Here is a 20,965-nt window from a genome sequence, read left to right as displayed (position 1 = left end):
CCTGCGTTGAATTAGGGCTTACGAAACAAGCCTTAACATCACTTTACCCTATTTATAAAGAACGTTGCAAAATCTTAATTTAGAAAATAACATGCGGCGCGGAGCTAACCTTCCAGTAGCTGCCGACCTTTTCAAAATTCACGGTGATTTTCTCGTTTGGCTGTTTGGCTTCTGCCGGATAAGGCACGGTCAGCAGGTAGCTGCGCTTCACCGGAGTCATGGTTACCATTTTCGCCGTAGCCCGGCTAAACTCTAGCAAATTGCCGCCATCTGCATTCAACTGAGCTAGTCTGCCATTGACCTCAACAAAAAATTTACTGACAAATTGCTCACTGGCCTGTTTGGTATAGGCCTGCGTCAGATAGTTGATCAATTTGGTCTTCGTGCCGATGTCCTCGGACAAATAGCGGTAGCTTTTACCATTCAACTGGAACGCTTGGCCCAACGATTTGCCACCGCTGGTGGCATACTGATAACGAGACTGTGCCTCCAGCACAAGCGGAATCGCACTCTCATGGTTCAGCTTGTCCAGCTGGATTGGATTCACGCTGGTAGCCGTAGCTGCAGCTGGCGCCGAAGTGGACGGCTGCTGCGGCTTGGACGGCTTGGCAGTCGATGGTACGGACGGGACAGCCGCTGGCGCTACCGACGTAGATGGGCGCGGTGCTGGTGCAGACGGAGCTGCTGGTGTAGCCGTTTGGACGGAACCTGCGGCTGGGGCTGTTGTTGCTGGAACTGACGGCGCTTGCGCAGGAGCCGGCGTCGTAACAGACGCAGATGCTGCTGGTGCTGGCACCTGGGCCGGTACGGTAGCTGACGGAACGGCGACGCTTGGTTGCGCTGCGTTCGCTGGAGCGGACACAGCGGGCGCAGCAGCGGCAACCTGTGCCGCGCTCAAAAGTGTGGCCGCAACACATAGTGCGGATAGTTTCGTATTTATTTTCATACTTCTATACACCTCCATAATCATATGTCTGCATAAACTGCACACGTCTCTATTATAAGAATTTTGTTTCTCGATTGGGTTGCTAAATTGTTTCTATTTGCCTTTTTTTGTTCATTCTGCGCGAAGTTTGTCCGTATTTACCGGGAGCGTAGGTTCTGACCGCTTCTCCTGCTTTTCCTCGATCTCTTCCAGGGATCGTGACATTTGCTTCATAGATTGGTCCAGCTGCTCCAATCTACGGTTAAGGGTGACGAGAATGTATTTTAACAGAATCAGGCTTAATGCTGCAGGGAATCCGGCATTAGTTACGAGCTCGATCATGCTTTCTGTCGTTAAAGAACTCACAGATTCCGCCTCCTTTTCCATACATAAATTACCTCTATAAGAACTAATGTTCCCATTATTATGGAAATCATACGTACTCTTCTATGCCCATAACAAAAAGAGCCCCGATTAGCCTGGAGCCCTATCTGATACTATTCATTTAACCTGCACTCACCCCACTATCGAGCTGCTGCACATCAAGGAGTGTATATGTTCGGCTGCTGGGGCTTGGACATCCCTTCTCCCAAATAAAATCCGGTGTGCGGTGGCTGATTATAGGCTACGTTCTGCCAGGCCACACCCAAGCGATACACCGGATCATGCATAAGCGTGTAAAATCGGTGTTCTGACTCATAAGGTGTTGTATAGATACGAAGCGCCGAATTATCACTTTTGCGCCAAATGACTTCCTCCCGCCAGTCACCGAACAGATCAGCCTGCAGCGACGGCGTTCCTTTGGTTCCGTTATTGGAACTCGTCCCTGTGGCCGTAAGCAAGTTGGAAGTCGTCGAGTTCGTATAGTTCCACTTGTCGATTTTACCAGCGCTTGAGGAGGTATGATCCAGCAGTTCACGGAGGAGATCCCCATCCCACCAAATTCCGAAGTTAATGGAGGACGGCATCGTGTTGGTAATGAGCTCTCCCTTGGCTGAACGTAACCCGATGCCCGGTGCCCACTGTTCGTTTCCTTTGGTACGCGGATCAATGTCTGCCGACATGCCTCGTCCGGTATCCTTGCCTGTTTTTACGCCCCATAAAATGTTGCCATTACGCGGATCATACATGGCGGCTCCGTAAGTGGCATTTTTGTCCTCGTTCACCTTGAACACTTCATAACCTGAACGGTCCGGGTCCAAATCGCCTACATGAAGTGCATCGCCGTGTCCCATCCCCGTGTTAGCCAGCTTCGCTCCGTTATCGTCTACAACCAGCGAGCCATACACGATCTCATCCTTATCATCTCCATCCACATCTGCCACGCTCAAACTGTGATTCCCCTGTCCAGCCGTCCCGGCATTGGTGGAGCTATTGCTGTCAAAGGTCCAGCGGCGGCTTAGATTGCCGTTCCGCCAATCATATGCGACTAGAACGGTGCGCGTGTAGTAACCACGTGCCATCACTATGCTGGGTCTTACGCCATCCAGATAAGCAACCCCGGCGAGAAAACGATCCACACGGTTACCATAGTTATCTCCCCAGCTGGACACCGTTCCGCGCGGAGGTACATAGTCAATCGTGCTAAGAGCCTTGCCTGTATCACCTGAGAACACAGTTAGAAACTCGGGACCTTTCAAAATATATCCACTCGTGTTGCGATGATCAGCCGATGCGTCGCCAATCTTTACTCCTGTACCATCTACCGTGCCGTCTGCTGTCTTGCATACAACCTCTGCTTTACCATCTCCATCAAAATCATAGACGAGAAATTGCGTATAGTGTGCACCAGCCCGAATATTCCGTCCCAGATCAATTCGCCATTTGCGTGTTCCATCCAGCTCATATCCGTCCAAAAATACATTTCCCGTATAACCTGATTGCGAATTATCCTTAGAATTGGAAGGGTCCCATTTCAACACAATCTCATACTCGCCATCCCCATCGAGATCCCCCACACTGGCATCATTGGCATTGTACGTGTAGTTCACATGATCCGGGGTTGTGCCTCCTGCAGGCTGCTGGATGGGAACGTCCAGATAGTTGTTGTTCCATACCTTTACCGCTAGTGAAGCAGCCTGCTCTGCTCCATTGACCACAGCACGAACGGTATACGAAGATGATGTCGTACCTGCCTTATCCAGAAAGTTGGTTCTCGATGTAATCGGCGCATCATTCACCTTGCTTAACCCTCTGTACAGATTGAAGCCAACCGAATCCGCTTCCGTACCCAATAAACGCCAGCTCACCAGTATACCCTCTGGTACCTTCACTGCGACAGTTCCCCTGTTCAGCTTCTCCATTTGCCTCGTAGACGCGGCTGAGATTGGGCTATCCATTGGAGTGACCACTCCACACAACATGACACCGAGACAGAGCAACACAGTATGCCGAAATTTTTTGTTCATCTGATCATTAGCTCCTTTCATGGTTTGTATTTTCAATAAATTTATTTTATATGACTGATAAGTTATGGTTGTTTAAATCTTATGATAGCGCTTACATAAATGTAAAGGGACGATTCCGTCCTTTTTGTTCAAAAATCCGGGCTAATGCTTTAAAAATCATAGGTCCATGAATAATCGTTCTTCGTCAGCTATGCTTTGGATATCCTCTGAGCTAATACTGATATATTGATAGCCTTCTGCCTGTTGTTTTTTCAATGCCAGTTCCTTCATAAAACGTGGGCTGCCCTCTCCGGCATCCTCATCGTACACAAGCAATAAACCGTCTGTTTTGCGGAAAAGGAGTTCATCCCGTGCCTTGAGTTGCCATATTCCCTGATACGGCTGGCGGCTAACCACTCCCACATAGTCAACTTCGGCACAAATCTGCTGAAAATATTCCTTTTTATCCTCTTTCCATTTTTCCTCCATATTTTGATAAGCCATCATAATAGAGCATTTTAAGTGAGGATATTGCTCCTTTAATGCAATGACGACCTCGCAAGCCCACAAGTCCACCCCGTATTGGCCAGGGGTAATTACCCATTCCAGCCCTTCTTCGATCAGGGGAATCAGTCTGCCTGCAATCGCCTTTTTAATGTATGGAATACCTTCGTGCTTTTGACTAAAAATATTCAGCTCATGGGCACGATAGCCAGAAACGAGCAAGTTTTTCATCATCTCATCGTCCTTCTGAAATTATCATAAAGATTATTGTAAAAACGAACCTCTGCCCTATGGGCTTAACAAGGTTCGTTTTTGGGAAGCTGGTGTTAATTCAGCATTGCTTTTTGGTGCTTAATATTTTTATTACGTCCGCATATCACGCCTTGGACGAGTTTACACGCCGATCTTGGATTCTAACATTGCTGCTCAATATACCAGCATCGCTACTTAGCTTGAACGACGGATAACTTGGATCTGCCTCAAGCCGCATTTGGCTGTCGAACTGCTGCTCCTGCTGCCGATCTACCCAAAAAGAATAAGAATTGGACTGAACTGCTGTATCGGTTGCGTTTGGTGCATCGATCACCAAGATGACAAGTACGCCGTTGCATCCACAATCTTCAGTATCATAAAACAACTTAAACATGCCTGGCCGTCCTGAAAGGACCATTGCTAGCCTTTCAACCGACAAGGAATCCAACTCTAAATGTATACTCATGAAATGAATTCTCTCCTTTGTAATTGAAGTGTTTGGATATATTAGGACTCTACAACTTCAAAAAGTCTAAATATAAACTATATTTTCATTATAATCATCTAAAAACTTTAAGTACAAGGAGATCATTAATGATCGCATTTACAAAAGGATACACTGCACCTAGCTTGGCAGCAGGTATTGCCTCTCTCCTGTTAGGTATGGTTCCTAGTGAAAAAGAAGCTCTCAAAAGTAGGATTATTAATGGTTAGTGGGAGATGGGATATCTTCAAGACTTTTTGGAGGACAACCGAGGGAAATATGATTTGATTGATGTCAAATTTTTATTTATTAAATATGAAACAGAGGGAGTCGCTCTCTTACTTGTCGATCAGTCAGTCTACTTGCTACAGATACCCCGGCTGGTTAAAACCAGCCTTTAGTTTCAACCATGTATTAAAAAGGGCTCTCCTGGATTTCTCCAGAACCCCCCTACTTCTCAATCAATCAGCATTGCAGCTTCAAATGTAGCGTTCGTTTTTTTGAATGAAAACAATTCAAAATTCTGATATGATATCCACTACCTGCCGGGACACCATCAAAAGATCTACTGTACCAGGTAATAGAATCTTTTTCAGAACTGTTTCCAGATACCTTCTGTGGAACACTCCATTCTTTCCATCCATTCCATACATCTTGCACAATCTCATATCTATTAACAGCTTTTACGTCACTAATACCTGTGTCTTGCCATCCTTTGATTGTCGCCGAATGGGATGAACCAACAGAAAATGCGTCGCCCCCAATTAGTACAGTTCCATATTGAACCCCACTAAGTCTATAATAGTCTACAGCCGCATTTGTAGAAATTTCAGATGGATTCAGTGCTTTAACGGTTGCAGGATTGCTATCACCATCTTTGATTACTTTCATATTTTGTTTTTCCCCATCCTCTTTGATTGTAACTGCTACACTGGACTCTTTTTGGGTACCAACAACTTCAATTTTGTCAAAATCAGTTCTATTACTGCATCCGAAAAATTCTTTTCGTGCATAGCAGTTAAGTATTTTGTGACAACTTTTTGAGTCTCTTGCTCGGATTGATCGACAGCAGTTTCGGATGTAGCTTGATCTTTTGTTAAAGCTTCAGAAGCAGAAACCGAAACTGAAGTATCAGCCGACGGAACAACAGGTGCAGCGGATACAGAAGTACCTAATGCAGCCACCATTGTAAGTGTAGCAAGTAGCGTAAACCATTTTTTCTTCATTCAAAATTCCCTCTTCCCATTTTTTTCTTTATCTTTAGAAATTTAGAAAAAAGTTATACATCGTTTAGGGTCTTAATAAGGAGGAAATAAAAATGGAATTTTTAATCTTAGTACCACAGTTTTTAATCCAGGTGTTTACTATTGTCATCGCTTTAGTGATATAGATACATTTTTCATATGTATTGTATGCCTCCATAATGTCGTAGACTCTCGAATGGTCAATGTTTTCTTCTTTACGCCCTCTGCTAACCATCCCATGATATATCCCCCGATATGTTTTTTATTGTGGTTTTATAACCTTAAAAGCCCCCTCTTGTATTAACAGAGAAGGCTTTTAAGCGCAAACAGATGTTTTTGATTACTTATCGTTTTCCACATTTGCAAGTTTTCTTGATTTTTTTCACTTTCTTCACAACGCTGCTTTTACCACTATTTTTGCGCGAGCTGTTGTTGTTTCCGTTATGGTCTACTCTGCATTCCTCGCAAAGATCCCAGTGGTCACCATACCAGCAAGCTCTGCGACATCTTCTGTGACATCTGTGTTCTGGAGAGTTATATTGTGTTATTTTCTTTTTTACTGGACGACGTGTATTAGCCAATTGGATTCACCTCCCCTCATGCTCTATTACATGCTAAGAGGATGAAAAATGCTTGTACTAATAACAGAAGACAAATCAATCAAAATTGATAACGGATCGCTACTTCAATTGCATTGAGGACACGAGGGAAGTTAACAGAGGCAAAAACGATTTGGTCACAAATATAGGAAAACTACATCATAAAAAAATACCTGGCATAAGCATAAGTAAGTAAAATATTAGACTAGATATACAGTTCCAAGCGTCTTTTCAATTTTCAAAATCGGCAACCTCGATAAAATAAGTATCCGATTGTCCCCAAAAAAAAGACAGCAGCAGCCTTGGACGAGAAATAAAGTCCTAGACTACCGCTGTTTGATTAAACAAACGTTTCCCTTTAGCTTAATGCCAAAAGGAGTAGAGACCGCGAAGGAAAACTACTCCTTGGAGTGTTGAACTTTCATTCAAGGATACTATAATTCTCGCTCATTGAAGTCTTAATCTTTTGTTACAATTCTTCCATTCTTGTGTTAGCCGGAGAATATGACCCGGTAGATTGATGGGAAACGATGAAAAGCAAGCTACTGCCAAGCATAACTCATGCATAACTACACATCTTTCTTCATTAGAAGCATCCAACCAAATCTGTATGGAAATCTCTAATTTTTACCAAGCAATCCTTATAAACTAATTTCGTAAAACTAAGTTCACCAAATGTTGTAAGATACATACGATGAAAACCTTTAGCTTTTCTGTTCGAAGTTTTTTTGCCTCCCCCCAATATACACAATTAAGGTGTATGCCTTCCCACATATTGATAAGTACCTTTCGGGTATGCAATCCACTCATTGTGCTGATTAAAAACGGGCGATCCGCATGTTATACCTTGTTTACGAACAAATGTCCCACCTTGAGGAAACAATTGATCCTGCGAATGAGGCTCTCCAAGCACATCTACCACAGTTCCATGATATTTTAGTACATATGCGACCGTATTAAATTCGCTTGGGTTATAAAAATGACCCTCTTGATTAAAATAGGAAACATTTGTAACATCCATAAAATCGTAAAAGATGCTGTTTATGATCAGATACGGTATTAATGGGTTAACCGGATATAGCGCTATGCTGGACACGTTCATGCGGTTCGTATTTTTCATGAATTGGTGAACCTCCAGCTCATATCCTTCTATTTTATGAGAGAAGTCACATTCTCGGTTGTAAAACAATTGCAGCACGATGCGACCGTCTCCACCATCGACATATTGTGAAAAGAACAAAAAAAATGCCTCCTGTGGTTCCTAATGAACCTGAAATATAGTCGCTCTGCCAGGCGGTACCACTAAATACAACGTGAACGTCCAGCTTTGTAACATCTAATTAGATCAAAGTTGAGCTATAAGTAGAGCCAGTGACTGTATAGGTGAAAAACACGCTCGCTCTACCACCTTTCCCATCCTCTGCTGTCACTAACACCTGTGTGCTTCCTGCTGATTTGGGCTTTAACGTAAGCTGTTGACTTGCTACTTCTGCTTTTACTACGTTTACATCTGAAGTGATCGCACGATACGATAGCTCATCCTGATCAGCACCAAAAAATACATTTTTTAAATCTACTAGTGTATCTTCAGAACCTACAATGCCATATTGATCGGGAGGAACTGTGGCTGTAACAGGTACATGGTTAGGTGTGGGTGTTGGATTCGTTATAGAACTGCCACATTCCTCATGACTCACCGGAGCACCCGGGTGGAAAGCTCCCGTTGGGTCCTCAGTCATTAGACCTGCCGCACGCACCGCCTCTATATAAGGAAGGGCCCAACTCCCCTGTGTGTCATTAAAAGTTACTGCTTTCGCCGTTACGGCAAGCTTAAGTACATTAGCCAGCAAAGCGGCCATTTCCTTACCCGTCAGTGGTTGATCTGGCTGAAATGAGCCATCTGGATAACCGGTGATCAGCCCTTGCTTCACAGCCTCCTGTACCACCTGCAACGCTTGGGATGACATATTGGATTGATCGGTAAATGATACTGTATTCGCTTTACTCACAATTACTGACGTGTCCCCTTTCTTTTCCACATGAACAAAGCTGTGGTCTTCATGCCATACCTGCCAGCAACGTCACAATTAGCGCCTTCTGCCATTCTTTATTGGTTCTTGATCACCAGTTTTTCCTCGTTCACGGTTCATTCTTTTGTTAGTGAAAAGATCTTATCATCCGCTTCTGAACCGATTCTGAACAATATTAAAATTTTATTTATTCACAATTGGAACTTGGTAGAAAAAAAAGAGCACTTAGCCAGTTAGGGCTAAGCACTCTAAAATTTTTATAAACATTGATGTAGAGACCGTATCAGGAAGTTGTAGGCTCCCATTGAAAGGTAGCTGCTGACTTGGATGGAAGGGTTGATTTGAAAACGTGATTTCCCTGCCGAACCTTAAAGGTCTTGGTGTTCTCTCCCGTATTGGCGGCAATCAGGACCAGCGTACCGTCGGGGTTACGATAAGCGACTGTTTCGATACTTCCACTATAGTGGGTAGAATCAATACGTACCGCACCTGGACGAATAAATTTGCTGGCATGTCCAATCGCATAGTATTCTACATTTTTTGTAACGGCACCGCTTAACGGGTCGATGGTCACTACACCTCTGCAGTTGGTACATCCACCATTGGTCGGACCGCCGGATGGATCAAGTGCAATATTCCAAAAGAGGACGTTTTGCGACCAGTTTCGAGGTGCGCCAATAATCAGCTTGGACATATCCCAGCTTAAATCATCTCCAAAGCCCGGGCTCCATGCTCCTCCGCTGCATTCTGTCATATAAACAGGCTTATCCGGAAAAGCATCGTGCACGTCTGTCATCGCTGTCGGCTCTCCTTGGTAGCAATGAAAGGCTGTTCCGTGCGTATAGCTTCGAGCCTGTTCGTCTCCCAGTACGGTCTTGGCATATTCACTCCCTGTATCCCAGTTATGGTCAAAGGCAATAATGTGGGTAGACAAATCGTTTCGACTTAAAGCAGGGCCTAAGTATTGCTTGATAAATTTCGCCTGCTCCACTGCTCCCATACTCATGCTGGGATACTTGGACGTGGTGAATTCCGGTTCATTTTGAATGGAAATCGCCTGAATTGGGACTCCCTCGTTCGCATAGGCTTGTATATAACGAACGAAATAGTCAGCATACGCCTGATAGACACGCGGATCGGTATAGTCCAAATACCAGCCGTTATATATCTGCTCACCATATTTCATCCAGGGCGGGGCCGTCCATGGAGTCCCCATAATCCGTAAATCCTGGTTTCTTCTCAGAATTTGCTTCAGCACATCGATCACATCCCGATCCTTGGCAATGGAAAAATGATTTAGCTCATAGTCCTTGCCCGTTGCCACATCATCGTAAGTATAGCTGCTAGGTTGTCCCTGTTCATCCACTGAATAATCCGATGCTCCAATGGTATGGCGAATATAGCTTAATTGAATGCCGCCGGCTGTAAACAAATCATTGAGCAACTGGTCACGTTGATTGGCAGACATGCCATGATTCATCAGATATGCGGACGAACCGGATACGGCTGCACCAAACCCTTCCATCGTCTGGTAACGAATATTCGGTCTAATCTCAACCGTCAGTGTATCCGCACTCGCTGCAGCTTCGTTACTGTCGTCTATTCTCCATGGAATTGGGGCTTGCTGTGTTAGACGATTCGCGGGGTCCGGTGTGGTTAGCCACATACTGACATTCTTTTCGCCTGCCGTGTTCACACCATTCTGCATAGCCAGACTGACCAGAATAGCACCAATCAAGATAATAGCTGTAACTATAAGCAGCAAGAAGTCAGAACGTCGTTGTTTGTGGAGTTTCTTCATCTATATCCTCCTTTCTCTATAATCATCCTGTCTCCATCATTCCTACTATTACAGCTTTCACTAGGTTTTCCCTTTGCATACCTATTAGATCCTATTAGAATGGTTACCTACTTATAGCAAAAAGAGAGCCGGTGCTAGTGCCCGTGCTCTCTTGAAATTTAACCACTTTAAAAGGAATATAACGGGATTACTTTTTTGCCTTTTCTGTAGAGGTTGCCGGAATCGTAACACTTCCTGTCAGTCTTGTATCCTGAGAGGAGCTGCCTACATAAATCGGAACTTCACCAGATGGCATAACCCATGCTTTGGATTTTTCATCCCAATAAGAGAGAGCTTTCGGGTCAAGCTCAATGCGGACTTTCTTCTCTTGGCCCGGCTTTAATTCCACCTTGGCCCAACCTGCCAGTTGACGGGATGGGGTCTCTACATTGGTCGGGAGCTTACCGCTGTATACCTGTACAACCTCAGCTCCAGCTTTTTTCCCAGTGTTTTTCAATTTAAGCGAAACCTCGACTGAACTTGTACGATCGGATTTCTTTCCACTCGCATGCTGTTTTACCTTCAAATCACTATATCCGAAAGTCGTGTAGGATAAACCGTGTCCAAAGGAGAACGCAGGTTGGATACCCGATTTTTCATATCCACGGTAGCCTACAAAAATACCATCTGAATAGTCACCCACTCCATTGATTCCCGGAAATTTCTCCGGTGAGGATACAGGTGTAGACTGCTCGTTAACCGGGAAGGTTACCGGTAGCTTGCCAGAAGGATTTACATCCCCAAACAAGACGCGCGCTATGGCATTCCCTTGCTCTTGACCAGCAAACCATGCCTGTACGATCGCAGGAACTTTGTCCTGCCAGGTGTCCATTTGCACAGCTCTGCCGCTCATTTGTACCACAATGGTTTTCGGATTGGCAGCGGCAACCGCACGGATCAGCCGATCCTGATTGTTTGGCAGCTCCATATCGGAACGCTCCACATAGCCTTCGCTCTCATACGTACGCGTGACCACAATCGCAACATCCGATTTTTTGGCCAGCTTTACAGCATTGTCAATCAGCCTGTCTGTCGTATCTGCTGGAGGCTCCCAGCCCAGACGAACCATACCGCCAGAATCGCGACCATTTGTTGGATAATCGGCACGATATTCAATACGAATCTTATGTTTTTCCCCCGCTTTGAACGAGATGTTTTTCTTCGTTGTTCCCAGCTTCGTACCTTGGTTGTCTACAAATAGCTTATCATCAAGATACAGCTTGCTTGATCCCAAACTGGTTAATGACAATGCGTAGTCACCATCCTTGGGAGCTGCAATAGCCCCTGTCCAGCGTGCAGATATCAAACCGTTCAGGGTCGTTGGTGTATTAGGAACTTTAGGGGACTTCGCATTGAAGCCCTGATAATTATAAAAACCAAGGTTCATATTGACTTGATCATCATTGCGCACAAGAATCGGATTGCCTTCCATCTTGTTATTCTTCCAGTATTCGCCTCGCAGTCCCTGCTCAGCATCTCCATAAGTCGCATATCCAACACTGATATTCTCTTTCTGATCGGATGTGGTCAGCAACGAAGACGGAACAGCTGATGGACCTGGCATAATGTCCCCCGCAGAAATAGGATCCGTGCCCGGTGCATACTGGACGGTAACTCCTTTGCCTACACGATTACGAATGCCCTCCAGCGGACTCACCGTGTACGTCGGGTTCACCAACGAACTGCCTCCGCCTGCCACGGTGCCGTTATCTGCATCTGGACCAATCACAGCAATGGATTTGAGTTTATCTTGAGACAACGGTAATACGTTGTTTTTATTTTGAAGCAGCACCATACTTTCCTCAGCCAATTGACGGGCTGTTTTACCATGGTCACGGGCATCAATTTGATTATTTTGAGCCGGGTGATCAAACAAACCTTTACTGAACATCTGCACCAGAATACGCTTAGCCTTATCATCAATCGTTTGTTCACTTACTTTACCAGTCTTGACCGCATCCAGCAGCTGATCTCCCCATTTACCATAAGGGGTTCCCGGTGTTTCCAGGTCCAAGCCGCTATTTGCCGATTCGACTGTACTCAGATTCGCGCCATAATCACTCATCACGAAACCCTTGAATTGCATTTCCTTTTTCAAAAGGTCTGTCAGGATGGTCTTGTTCTCACATGCCGATTCGCCGTTGACCTTGTTAAAGGAGCACATAGCTCCGCCCAAATCTGCCTTGGCAATAGCCTCCTCAAACGGGCGTATGTAAATTTCATGCAGCGCACGGTCACTGACTTTGACATTTGTCGTGAAACGCTCCGTCTCCTGATTATTCATAAGGTAATGTTTCGCAGTCGCCAAGACAGGGTGGCTTTGTACACCTTTGACATAAGCGGTCGCCATTTGCGATTGCAGTAGCGGGTCCTCGCCCATAGATTCAAAGTTCCTCGATCCCCATGGAATGCGGGCAATATCCATCCCCGGTCCCAGCACCACATTATGAGTTGTATTAAAAGCCTCGTCTCCAAGCAAATCTCCATACTGTTTGGCAGCTTGGGTATCCCAGGTTGCGGCCAGTGCAATAGGGGCAGGCAGCGCCGTCGATTGCTTGTCCTGCACATCCGGATTGGCGATCCGCACACCCGCAGGTCCATCTGCCATCTTTAACGCTGGAATACCCAACCGTTCCATCGAATTATTATAAAATCCATAATAATTGTTGACCTTACCAGTCACCAGATCTATTTTTTCTTCCAGCGTCATTTCTTGTAACAGCAATGCTGTCCGTTTCTCAGCCGACAGGGACGTGTTCATCCAAGGCCGATCTGTCCGGCTTCCTGCCGCTCCTGCAATATGCATAGGTCCGATCACAACAGCCGCAATGACTGTCATCATCACCATACGGAACACCCATGTTGATTTTACTTTCACGTTTGTAATTCCTCCTTGATGTTTGGTCATGAGGTGAATGCCTATTCAACGCTCACAGGCTTGCAAAGGCTCTCGACCCTGCGAGCTCCAACAAAAATCCAGAGCCACGGGGTAAGCAAGCAAATCAGCAAAAGCCGCAATGGCTCAAGTGACACGTTTACCACCCTACCGCACATTTTCGGAAATTTCATTGAAAGTTTTTGGAAGAAGAACACTAGGACCTTCATTCTTTCTCATAAAAAGAGAGCGCTAACAATTCAGTTAACCGATCATAAGATTACACTTTTGTAACTTTTTAATGACGTATTTTTAACTATTTATAATCATAAAAAATGATTCATATGTCCCACACTTTGACATGCTTCTATGGTCTTTTTTAGCGTGCGACCAAAGTCTCTATTTAGGAAATTGGAAATACTTATGTATAAAAAAGTTTGGGTAACAAAAAAAATCCAGGAACCTGAACGGTCCCTGGAAGCACTGTGGATTCAATGTGATTATTCAAACGGATACCGAAGTCCCCACTGTGAACGAATCTGATCCATCAATTTCATAATTCCTAATGATTCATCCAAAGAAATAGTAGAGCTTTCGAGCAAACCTTCGTTCAAGCAGCGCCCAACTTCTTCTGCCTCAAAAGCATAGCCTGTAGAGGAACGATCATCCTGAAAGTTTTGCGCCTCTTCACCGTCCACAACTAAAGTAGCCGATGTACCATTCAGGAACGACGGAATGTGAATATAGCCCTTGGTTCCATGGATATAAGCTTCATTCGTCAGTCCGAGACGAACTGCCCCATTAAGCATAGCTGTACGTCCTTTTCCATAATCCAACATGATTGAAAATGTCTCATCAACGCCCGTTTCCCCGATATAAGCAGTACTCCATACATGCTCTGGTTCAGGGCCAAACACCATCGAAGCAAAAGAAACGGGGTAAATTCCCGCATCTAATAATGCCCCTCCGCCCAGCTCGGGATTCAATAATCTTCCCTCTGGGTTCCAATCTATGCGAAAACCGAATTCCGCCTTCACCAACTTCACTTCACCAATACGTCCCGCATGTAGCCACTCCTGCACTTGGCGTATCGGAGGCAAAAAACGCGTCCACATTGCTTCCATCAGGAATAGCTTATGGTCACGGGCGTAACGGATTAGTTCCTCCAACTCTTTGCTGTTGACGGTGAAGGGTTTCTCACACAAGACGGCTTTGCCCGCTCGTAGAGCTGCTAGAACATTTTCTTTATGAAAAGGATGAGGAGTCCCTATGTAAATAGCATCGACCTCGGAATCTTGCACTAATTCCTCATAGCTACCATAAGCCTGTGCCATTTGATGCTTGGCTGCAAATTCGGTAGCGCTTTCAATATTGCGTGATCCAACGGCGTATCCTTCTCCATTCGTAACATGTTGCAGATCGGCAACAAACTGATCTGAGATCCATCCCGTACCGACAATTCCCCATTTAATCTTTTTGCTCATACTTGTATCCCTCCCAGTTGTATAGTTAACATTGGCTTACACGGTCTTCTTCATTCTAGCAAACACCTGTCCTAAACAAAAGGAATTCCTGCTCGGCGGCAGTTTGTATTGCAGCTCGGCAGGAAGGCAGCGAGGCGAGCACGAAGTCAGTTTTGAGCAGGAATTTCCTTTAGGATCGTCTTGGTTCAGGCCATTTATTGAATGGTGTATTTGTAAAACTTTTTATCTACTTTCATAACTGGAAAGCCCATTGGCAATTCATCAAGAGCTATACTAACAAATCCATTCTTCTCATAAAAATGATGAGCGGCTACGAATTGCGGTGTTGTTCCAAGATAGATTCCCTCAACAGACCGTTCCTTGGCCCATCCTATGGCATGCTGAAGTAATTGATTTGAAACATTAAAGGCTTTGCCTCTATAGTTTTGTTTTACAAACATCTTTCTGAGCGCCGTCTTATGGTTTCCGATATCTAGTAAGGCAACCGTCCCTACTACGATTCCTTCGTGAAGAGCCACCCAGAAGTTGCCGTTACCATGCTGATAAAAGTTTTCAATATCAAGCAGATCAGGCTGATCTTCTTTAGTGATGGCGATATTATATTCGTTCTGTTGAATATGTAGAATTAAATCGACTACTTGCGATTGATACTCAGTTGTGTACTCTTGTAAAAGGATACTATTTATCATCGCTGTATTCTCCTATTATCGTCAATTGTGATGTCGTAAGCTTCCCTTCAAAACCAGGAACAACTTTTTACGCATATCTCCTTATTCGAGCTCGATTCATACCTGAGATTAAATAACTCAACCTCCGCAGCTAAACTTAGCTTCCACTTGCACAGTCGATGATTTTGAAGCCTTGTCTAGATGCGAACGTTGAGTTAATTATGATTTTCTTTATATTACAATTTCTATTCTACGCTTGAAGCTGTTCAAGAATTTGTGGGTCCTTGATTTTCTGATCATCAGCCAGCAACGCTATTTTGGATAGAATCTCGGCTGTTCTTGGATCCTCATCCAGAAACGGCAGGAAGATGCGACCACGATGCTGCGAATGCACCGGAATAATGTGCAGTGCTCCCTTGGCTTGCTTGTAGACCCCACCGCTTCCGAGGTGCACCGCATACTCGCCAAGATTCCCATCTATACGTGCGTAATTCCCATCTAAGCGTACATTGCTAATTTTCAGCAGACGAAGGGATTCCTGTACAATGACCTTACGCATTTCAACGGTTGTCAGACTAGCCTCTGGATCAACGCCGCCTACATGAGCAACACTGACGACCAGATCCACGTCCCGCATAACTTCAGAGAACAGAACAGGTGGAACCTCCTCCAAAGGCACGCTCTTATATGTTGTCCGATCAAAGAACTGCACGGTCTCCAGTGTAGGAGCCTCAGTATCCGCTGGTGAGAACCAATCGGCCATGGCATACAGGTTCGCAATCAGATTCTCGGCATAGTACACCTTCTGGAGTCCGTCTTCATAGCTGACTGTCCATTGGCGACTTTTTAGTAAGGATACCGTTTTATTCGGCTGTACCTGATGTCCCGCATACCGACGGGAAACTGTCGCGTTGGCACGTTCATCAGTATTCAGCAGATACAGCTCACGGAACACCTGCTTAAATGGCTGGCGTATCTGGCGGTCGAATAAGTCCTTCTGGAATTCGCTCCAACGACCACTTTCGTACAAATGAAGTGGATGTGCAATAACCAACTTATCCTCTTCTCCAATAGTATGCTGTTCAGCAGAAGGAGCAGTCAACACCAACGTATCCCCATTAAAATAACCGAGGTGATCACCAGCTTTGAAAACCAGTGTCCTCACCAGCGGAGCAAGCACAGGATTGCCTAACAATCCTCTTAATTCCTTCACCATAAAGGTCGTACCAGACTCCATAGAGCGTTCCAATTCTTTGCGAGCTCTGCGATATTGGTCTACCAGATCTCCTTTAAGCTCTTTCAACGCCGTAACATACTCATCCTTCTTGAAATGAGCCGGAATGGATTTCAGCGTCTTCCCTTTGCTGACAATTTCAATATCTGCCGTTCCTTCATCATCAATGACCAGTTGTATCGTTGTAGCCTCATCTAAGGCATGGGGCTCAAAATAAGAGCGGAGATCATCCAGCTTGCGAGCTTCCATGTCCCAGACGAGACGGGTTACGTCATCATAACCTGCATTACGTGCCAAATTCCCGAGCGCAATCCGTGAAACCAGTGCCTCACTAGCCTTACGCTGTGCCCCGAATTTCTTGCTTTGTTCCAGAAACTTCTGGATAAAATCATAACGTTCGCGGACATCTGGTTCAGGCGGCTCGGCAAGTGGAATCAAACTGTAGGTCAACAAATGGTCTTTGTTTCGCTTGTCTTCCACTGATTTTTCCATTTCACTCCGTTTCAGCTTACCCAACGTCGCATCCGCAAACAATTGGGATCGACGATGATTGGCTCCAGCCGAAATATACTTGGCACAGTCGTACAGCAGATCAAATCGTTCCTCGCCCAGCGTCTCATAGGCCTCATGAAACCAGTGAATATCAAAGGCACCATCATTAAAATCCTGCGGAGCTATCGGTGAATAATGAGCTACAATCGTTTCCTTCTCAGCCGAAAAGCCTTCATTGATATGCGCATGGAAGTACCATGCTGCACTGCGAAGTCCTTCCCACCCGAGATAGCCTGCTACAATCTCAATCCATTGTGGGGCATACATTGCCGCCTCCAACAAACGTTTATCTGTAATTTTAGTTTTCTTCAGCTTCTCCTTGAGTAATGCAGCATCCTCGCCATCACTTGGATAACATGCCTTGAGCAAGTGGCTGAACGATTCTTTTTTGGTAATACGATCACCGTAGCCATACACATAACCACGCACGAACGTTTCCTTGTCGAGCCCCTCCAGAATACGGATAAAATAATCCATGCCTTCAATCCGGCTCAGACCCATCACCTTTGACGTGGCTTCGGTAGGCAAATCGCCTCGAACCAATTCAACCTCTAGCAGTCGATCAATAACCGTACGACGTATCTCCAAAAATTCTGGCTTGCTGGAAATCCATGTATTACGAGCATTGGTTAAGGTGCTCATATGCCTTCTGCTTTCACTACCGGCCAGCAGCTCCCGATACACTTCACCTACACTGATCAGTCCTTTTTCATAGGCTTTGAAGTGATCCTCCAGATCCAGCGGAGAATAAAAACGATTTTCCATGCCTGGCCATTCTGCGTAGTTCACAAAGGTATGGAAAAAGCGCTTAAAGGACTCATTATCATGGACTCGCCCTTTCTCCAATGCCAACCACGGGCCGGACAATAAATGAAACATTCCCATATCCTCTACAGGTCTATCCTTAGGCATACTTTGCATTAGTGAATTGAAGGCAAGGTCGATTACGTCAAATGTTTCGGAACCGGCTGTGTCCATAAAATAAGCATTAATTAATGTGCTTACCTGATCGGAATAGGTCAGCTCTGCCATCCACTTTTGAACCTCGTTAATCCGCTCTAAAGGATACATTTGTTCGGCGAAGTCTTTACGCCATCCTTCTAGCAGCTTTTGCTTGCTTTGTTCTGAATAGCCAAAGTTAAATGAGAAATATCGATAGTAGCGATCCAACGTTTGGTCCATTGGCTCCAATCGATCATAAAAAACAAGCTCCAGCAGATCACGTGCTTCTATGCCGCTTTCCTGCAAATAACGTTCCCATTCCTCATAAAGAGGATATAAAGACAGCCTGGAATCTACTTCTTCATCGACCTGAACCAGTCGTAGAGGGCGAAGATTCGTCCCAATAAGCAATGTATCTTTGTAGCCTGAATAATACTCCGCAGTATATTCCACATCACGATGATGATGAATAAGCTCATCCAGTCCACTCAAAAACTGCTTGAGCTTCTCCAATGGACTAGCAAAAACATCAGCCATTCGGAAATCACCCAGATCAACCTTCTCTTCCAACCAAGCTTCCTTGACATTCGGATCGTACAAGCCAAAGCCGTTTGTCCCTGTATAAGCATCCTCCTGTCCCAGCTTGGACAGCAGTTGCTCCTCTTTGGCGGTGGGTTGCTGAATGATATCCGCTAAAGCCCGCAGGCTTTCATACTGCTCGGCACGATCCGGGTCTGCATATATCTTCGTCAATATTTCCAGTCCACCCAATCGTTGCAGTTCCGCCTTCGCACGAAGCAAGCGTTCCAATGAGCCTGCAAGCGGCTCTTCCGCTTGTGAAAGCAACACACCGATGACACTTTGTCGCAACGAGCCTGTCTTGAGCTTTAATAAAGCTTCCATTTGCTGCATTTCTGGTTCCGACAGCGTCAGCTTACGTGCCTTGGCCACAGCGAACTCACGGATACTCATGCTTTTGTCTGAGAAGCTGGAAAAGATAAAATCACGCTGTACCGTATCCTCAGGGTTCTGCACAAAATGATTCAATATCTCGCCGCGCAGATTAGGGCTAATCTGATCCTTTAAGGCTATAATTTCCCCAATCCAGGAAGCATCCATATCATAACCAGCGAGATACAGCATTTTTTGAATAGGTGCATCCGAGCGGTGATACAGGTTTACATAATCCAGCACCTTGGAAGGCTCGGTAGACTCACCCTTTTTCATATGTACAAACAGATTATGAAGTCGTTCAAAATCCTTACGACGCTCCTCTTTGCTCTCCAGCAAAGGAGTGCGCGCCACTTTAACGATTCGATCCGCGACCGTCCCGCCTTCTACCCATTCATAAAAATAATCAGTTGTATAGTTCGTCAGTATCCAATAGCGAAGCTCCGGGTCCGTCTCATCCAGATATTCTCTCGCAATTCCGAGGCGCAGATCCTTGTTTTTAGTATTAGACAGTACATACTGTGCTACAATCTTCTGGTATGCTGCTCCCTGCTCCATAAGTTGGCGAACCTGTCCATATAAATCACGTTCCTCATGTACTGCCGTAGCCCACAAACTCATATATAGTTCGTTAGCATTTGAGCTGGTCAGCCATTCCTGGCGCTGTTCACTGCGAGTCAATGCTTCATATGCCTGCTCGATCAGTTGGCGAACGACTCGCTGATTGGCAGATTCCAGGCCCATGCCCGTCCACACTGCAAGCGCCCGCACTACCGAACTGTATCGAATGAAGCCTTGGTCGATGATCACCTTTAACAGATAAATGAGAGCCTGAGGAGTTCCTTCATCCATTTGCTCCACAATGCTTTGGCGTAATCCCTCTTGAAGCCTGGCCGCTGCCAGCAGCTCGCCAATCATGTGATAATTCTCATCTTGATGGCTTAGCAGCATGCCTTTAATCATATTGCGCGTAAGTAGCGCCGCCTGATTATCCCCATAAATAATAGCTTTTAGCGCCTCTAGCACCTGTGAATTGCCGTTGTCTAGCTCGTAAGCAATCCAATCCCCAATCGTTTCCTGAATCCGGTAATCCCTGCCTGGTTCGTAATCCTTTTTCGTTAAATAATCCATTATAGAGAATCCGATACAGTCCATTCGGATCAACTGCACCATTTTTTTATAAACCCGGGAAGTATGAGCGGTAATATCCGAAGTGCGAAACGGTCTGCGCTCATACCCAGTGCTGTAAGGATATTCGGTCACATGCTCGGTTAGATGTGCAAACACATCGCCAGCTGTTTGTCCAATTAGAGAACGCAACACTTCTGCCAGTGGCTTGAACAGCGGTTCTCCGCTTTCTGCCGCCCGTTCTTTCAGTATTTGCTGACATTTGATAAATGGCTCCTCAACCTCTTGTATGTAATGAAGCTTACCCAGTTCCACAACATACTGAGCCAACTCCTGTTGTTGTCCACCCAGTTGCGTCGTGCGCTCTTTCAGTGTGGCGAAATATTCTTGCTCATTGTTCTCCTGATGCATATTTCGTCTCCTCCTCTACCATAGGCCTCCAGCCAACATTGTGAAGCGTATAAATACAATCTCATCCCCTGCATGAAGTGACAAAGGAGCGTCCAGTTCAATCGCTTCCTCATCACATACAAAAACCCTGTATAAACCATCCTCAAAGGCCTGCATCGCCGTGTTCACGGCAGCCTCAATATTAGGAACACCATCATTATATATGGAACCGAATCCAACTTTGCCTGTCTCGCCTTGTGCCTGAATTTCCTCTCCCGTGAGGAACGGAATCAGCGCGACACTCTCCTGCTTTTCCCGTAGCTTTTGAACATTCAGGGCAACGGTTGCTGTAATCAAATCTCGCAATGTTTCTGGAGTAGGGCTCAGCTCTATTTCCTGTTGTGCGAGTGCGGGTTTACGCTTTCCCAAACTTTTTACAGTTACAAACAGCTTCATATTGTTTCCCTTCCTTTTTA

Annotated in this window: 15 protein-coding genes; all 15 read right to left on the bottom strand. The window is 45.3% G+C overall.

All coding sequences use genetic code 11. The annotated features are described in order from the left end of the window. Nucleotides 1–79: 79 nt before the first annotated feature. Nucleotides 80–946, bottom strand: a complete 867-nt coding sequence (locus MKX36_RS04680) for a DL-endopeptidase inhibitor IseA family protein (protein ID WP_340864297.1) — start codon at nucleotides 944–946, stop codon at nucleotides 80–82. A gap of 111 nt (nucleotides 947–1,057) precedes the next feature. After that, nucleotides 1,058–1,291, bottom strand: coding sequence for a hypothetical protein (locus tag MKX36_RS04675; protein ID WP_340864296.1), 234 nt, complete (start codon nucleotides 1,289–1,291; stop codon nucleotides 1,058–1,060). A gap of 176 nt (nucleotides 1,292–1,467) precedes the next feature. After that, on the bottom strand, nucleotides 1,468–3,333 hold the full coding sequence (locus tag MKX36_RS04670; protein ID WP_445671817.1) for a rhamnogalacturonan lyase: 1,866 nt from the start codon (nucleotides 3,331–3,333) through the stop codon (nucleotides 1,468–1,470). 156 nt (nucleotides 3,334–3,489) lie between these two features. Further along, nucleotides 3,490–4,047 (bottom strand): SLOG family protein, encoded by a 558-nt coding sequence (locus tag MKX36_RS04665; RefSeq protein ID WP_025364125.1) that lies wholly within the window; start codon nucleotides 4,045–4,047, stop codon nucleotides 3,490–3,492. Nucleotides 4,048–4,192: 145 nt separating this feature from the next. Beyond that, nucleotides 4,193–4,534 carry an iron-sulfur cluster biosynthesis family protein gene (locus MKX36_RS04660; RefSeq protein WP_117288429.1) on the bottom strand — a complete coding sequence of 114 codons (342 nt, stop codon included), beginning with the start codon at nucleotides 4,532–4,534 and terminating at the stop codon, nucleotides 4,193–4,195. A 483-nt stretch (nucleotides 4,535–5,017) separates the two neighbouring features. After that, a complete protein-coding gene (locus MKX36_RS04655) occupies nucleotides 5,018–5,443 on the bottom strand; it encodes a hypothetical protein (RefSeq protein WP_340864295.1) in 426 nt (141 codons plus the stop codon). 35 nt (nucleotides 5,444–5,478) lie between these two features. Then, a complete protein-coding gene (locus tag MKX36_RS04650; protein ID WP_340864294.1) occupies nucleotides 5,479–5,778 on the bottom strand; it encodes a hypothetical protein in 300 nt (99 codons plus the stop codon). Nucleotides 5,779–7,146: 1,368 nt separating this feature from the next. Next, nucleotides 7,147–7,635, bottom strand: coding sequence for a hypothetical protein (locus MKX36_RS04645; RefSeq protein ID WP_016819906.1), 489 nt, complete (start codon nucleotides 7,633–7,635; stop codon nucleotides 7,147–7,149). Nucleotides 7,636–7,735: 100 nt separating this feature from the next. Beyond that, nucleotides 7,736–8,404 carry an S-layer homology domain-containing protein gene (locus tag MKX36_RS04640; RefSeq protein WP_340864293.1) on the bottom strand — a complete coding sequence of 223 codons (669 nt, stop codon included), beginning with the start codon at nucleotides 8,402–8,404 and terminating at the stop codon, nucleotides 7,736–7,738. Between the two features lie 304 nt (nucleotides 8,405–8,708). Further along, complete coding sequence (locus MKX36_RS04635; RefSeq protein ID WP_340864292.1) at nucleotides 8,709–10,226, bottom strand: glycoside hydrolase family 30 protein; 1,518 nt, start codon at nucleotides 10,224–10,226, stop codon at nucleotides 8,709–8,711. A gap of 187 nt (nucleotides 10,227–10,413) precedes the next feature. Then, a complete protein-coding gene (locus MKX36_RS04630) occupies nucleotides 10,414–13,143 on the bottom strand; it encodes a glycoside hydrolase family 3 C-terminal domain-containing protein (protein WP_340864291.1) in 2,730 nt (909 codons plus the stop codon). Nucleotides 13,144–13,640: 497 nt separating this feature from the next. Next, nucleotides 13,641–14,624, bottom strand: coding sequence for a Gfo/Idh/MocA family protein (locus tag MKX36_RS04625; protein ID WP_016819902.1), 984 nt, complete (start codon nucleotides 14,622–14,624; stop codon nucleotides 13,641–13,643). A gap of 194 nt (nucleotides 14,625–14,818) precedes the next feature. Continuing rightward, nucleotides 14,819–15,313 (bottom strand): GNAT family N-acetyltransferase, encoded by a 495-nt coding sequence (locus MKX36_RS04620; RefSeq protein WP_025364116.1) that lies wholly within the window; start codon nucleotides 15,311–15,313, stop codon nucleotides 14,819–14,821. Between the two features lie 229 nt (nucleotides 15,314–15,542). Continuing rightward, on the bottom strand, nucleotides 15,543–20,510 hold the full coding sequence (locus MKX36_RS04615; RefSeq protein ID WP_340864290.1) for a DUF4132 domain-containing protein: 4,968 nt from the start codon (nucleotides 20,508–20,510) through the stop codon (nucleotides 15,543–15,545). A 15-nt stretch (nucleotides 20,511–20,525) separates the two neighbouring features. After that, nucleotides 20,526–20,945 (bottom strand): hypothetical protein, encoded by a 420-nt coding sequence (locus MKX36_RS04610; RefSeq protein ID WP_016819899.1) that lies wholly within the window; start codon nucleotides 20,943–20,945, stop codon nucleotides 20,526–20,528. Nucleotides 20,946–20,965 lie beyond the last annotated feature (20 nt).

The sequence above is a fragment of the Paenibacillus sp. FSL W8-0439 genome (genome assembly GCF_038008995.1).
Taxonomy (GTDB): domain Bacteria; phylum Bacillota; class Bacilli; order Paenibacillales; family Paenibacillaceae; genus Paenibacillus; species Paenibacillus polymyxa.
Note: the sequence above shows the minus strand (reverse complement) of the source record. Positions and strands in the feature narration are given on the sequence as shown.